The organism is Cellulosimicrobium cellulans (assembly GCF_042723955.1).
GTDB lineage: Bacteria > Actinomycetota > Actinomycetes > Actinomycetales > Cellulomonadaceae > Cellulosimicrobium > Cellulosimicrobium cellulans_H.
On the sequence record NZ_JBHXIC010000147.1, the window covers coordinates 1 to 2675 of the forward strand.

Annotated in this window: 3 protein-coding genes; 2 read left to right on the forward strand and 1 reads right to left on the reverse strand. The window is 73.6% G+C overall.

Annotation, left to right across the window (positions count from 1 at the left end; all coding sequences use genetic code 11):
* A partial coding sequence (locus tag ACFWH7_RS20525) for a hypothetical protein (protein WP_378219450.1) occupies nt 1-880 on the reverse strand: 880 nt, incomplete at its 3' end.
* A 142-nt stretch (nt 881-1022) separates the two neighbouring features.
* On the opposite strand from ACFWH7_RS20525, the gene ACFWH7_RS20530 reads away from it, so the two are divergent.
* Together ACFWH7_RS20530 and ACFWH7_RS20535 are read left to right on the forward strand one after the other, a co-directional pair.
* Entirely contained in the window at nt 1023-1562 is a 540-nt protein-coding gene (locus ACFWH7_RS20530) for a peptidylprolyl isomerase (RefSeq protein WP_087470435.1), read from the forward strand.
* Nucleotides 1563-1669: 107 nt separating this feature from the next.
* Complete coding sequence (locus tag ACFWH7_RS20535; RefSeq protein ID WP_378219453.1) at nt 1670-2482, forward strand: rhomboid family intramembrane serine protease; 813 nt, start codon at nt 1670-1672, stop codon at nt 2480-2482.
* Nucleotides 2483-2675: the final 193 nt, after the last annotated feature.

Genomic DNA, 2675 nt, shown 5'->3' on the forward strand with positions numbered 1-2675 from the left:
TCGCCGCGGGGCCCTGGGCCAGGGCGCCGCCGGCGGCCGGGCCCAGCGACTCGGCGGCGCCCCCGAGGGCGTGCCGGGCGGCGCCGACGACGTCGTCGAAGTGGACCTGCTGCTCCTCCTGCTCCCACGGCTCGGCCCACGGGTCGGTCGTGGGCTGCGCGCGGCGGTAGAGCACGTAGCCGACGCCGGCCGCGGTCACGCCGCCGGCGATCCACCACAGGGTGCGGCCCTTGCCCTTCGAGGCGTCCGCCTCCGCGGCCTTCGCCGCCGCCTTGTCCGCCGCGGCGGCGAGCTTGGCCGCGGCCTTCTCCGCGGCCTTGTCCGCGTGCTTCGAGGCCTTCTTGCCCGCCTTGCCGGCCGACTTCTGGGCCTGCTTCGCCGCCTCGGCGGCGGCCTTCTGCGCCTGCTTGGCGAGCTTGCGCCCCTTCTTGGTGGTCGCCGCCGCGGCAGCGGCGGACGCGGCGGCGGTCGCCTTGGCCGCGTCGTCAGCCGCGCGCTGGGCCGACTCCGCGGCGCCCGCGGCAGCGGCGTTGAAGCTCGCGACGATCTTCGGCAGCACGTCGTCGACGAGCTTGTCGTGCGCGGTGTCGATGGCGGGCGCGGCCTTGCCCGCGGCCTTCTCGACGCGCGGCGCGGCGGCCTGGATGCTGTCCTGCCACGCCTTCTCGACGCGCGGCTGGAGCCACTCGAGGAACGCCTCGACCTTGGGCGTGCCCCACTCCTTGGCGTGGACGGCCGCGTCCTTGGCCTGGTCCGCGAGCTGGGTCGCGGCGCTCTGCGCGGTCGCGGCGGCCTGCGCGGCCTGGTCCTTGAGCTTCTCGGTGTCGATCGACTCGAGCGTGTCCTTGACGGAGTCGCTCGCTGAGCGAGAACGGGTCATGCGTGCTCCCCGGGGTCGTCGTCCGACGGGACGAAAGGGCGGATGCGATGGGCGTTTCCGACCACTCTGCCACCACCGTGCCCGACCCGCGAGACATCGCGTCAGACGGGTCGCGCGCGGGTCTCGTGGGAGGATGGTGCCCATGTTCGCAACCCTCCACACGACCGCAGGTGACATCCGGATCGAGCTCCTGCCGAACCACGCCCCGAAGACGGTGGCGAACTTCGTCGGGCTCGCCCAGGGCACCACGACGTGGTCCGACCCCCGCACCGGCGCAGAGCGCACCGAGCCCTTCTACGACGGCCTGATCTTCCACCGCGTGATCCAGGACTTCATGATCCAGGGCGGCTGCCCGCTGGGCACCGGGACGGGCGGCCCGGGCTACACGTTCAACGACGAGATCCACCCCGAGCTCCAGTTCGACCGCCCCTACCTCCTGGCGATGGCGAACGCGGGCCTGCGCCGCAACCCGGTCACGGGCGAGGCCGAGGGCACCAACGGGTCGCAGTTCTTCGTCTCGACGGTGCCGACCCCGTGGCTCAACGGCAAGCACACGATCTTCGGCGAGGTCGCGGACGACGCGTCCCGCGCGGTCGTCGACGCGATCAACGCCACTCCGACGCGCCCCGGCGACCGTCCGCAGGAGGACATCGTCATCACGTCGGTCACCATCGAGGACTGACCATCTCGACCACGCCTCCCGGGCCCCCCGGCCCGCCCGCGTACGGGACGGCCGGACCGCACGACGGTCCTGCCGTCCCGCCCGTGTGCCCGCGGCACCCGGACCGGGTGTCGTACGTGCGCTGCCAGCGCTGCGGGCGCCCCGCGTGCCCCGAGTGCCAGCGCCCGGCGGCCGTCGGCGTGCAGTGCGTCGACTGCGTGCGCGAGGCCGCCCGGCAGGCGCCGACGCAGCGCAGCGCGCTCGGCGGCGCGGTGCGCGGGGGTCCCCCGGTCGTGACGTTCACGATCATCGGCCTGTGCGTCGTGAGCTGGATCCTCCAGCTCGTCACCGGCGGCGAGTGGACGCGGCTGTGGTGGTTCGCGCCGGTCATCGGCGAGGAAGAGCCGTACCGCTTCCTCACGTCGGCGTTCCTGCACTCGACGAGCCCCGTCCACATCCTCTTCAACATGTACGCCTTGTGGGTCACGGGGCCGTTCCTCGAGCAGATGCTCGGCCGCTGGCGCTTCGTCGCGCTCTACCTGCTGTCGGCGATCGGCGGCTCGGTCGGCTACCTCGTCCTCGCGGGCGGTCCGACGTCGGAGGGGTGGTACCAGCCCGTGGTCGGTGCCTCGGGCGCCGTGTTCGGGCTCTTCGGCGCGATCCTGCTCGTCCTGCGCCGGACGGGCCGCAACGCGATGCAGATCGTCGTGCTCATCGGCATCAACTTCGCGATCGGGCTCTTCTTCACCGGCATCGCATGGCAGGCGCACCTCGGCGGGCTCGTCGTCGGCCTCGTCCTCGGGGCCGCGTACGCGTACGCGCCGAAGGAACGCCGCACCCTGGTGTCCGTGGGCGCGACGGCGGTCGTCGCGGTCGCGCTCGTCGCGGCGGCATGGCTGACCTATGCCTCGGCAGACCAGGTCGGGATCCTCGTCGGCTGACCCGGGAGACGGTTCCGGTGAGTTATCCCCAGGGTTACTCACAGGTGTGGAACTACGCCGGTGTCATTCCCGGCCCCACGGGACGGTCGGCGCCGCGCGCCCCCCCGCGCGCCGCCCCCCGCGGGCCCCCCCCCAACCCCCCCGGGGGGGGGCGCAACCCCCCAAGTAGAAAGGGGAACCCCCCCCCCCGGGG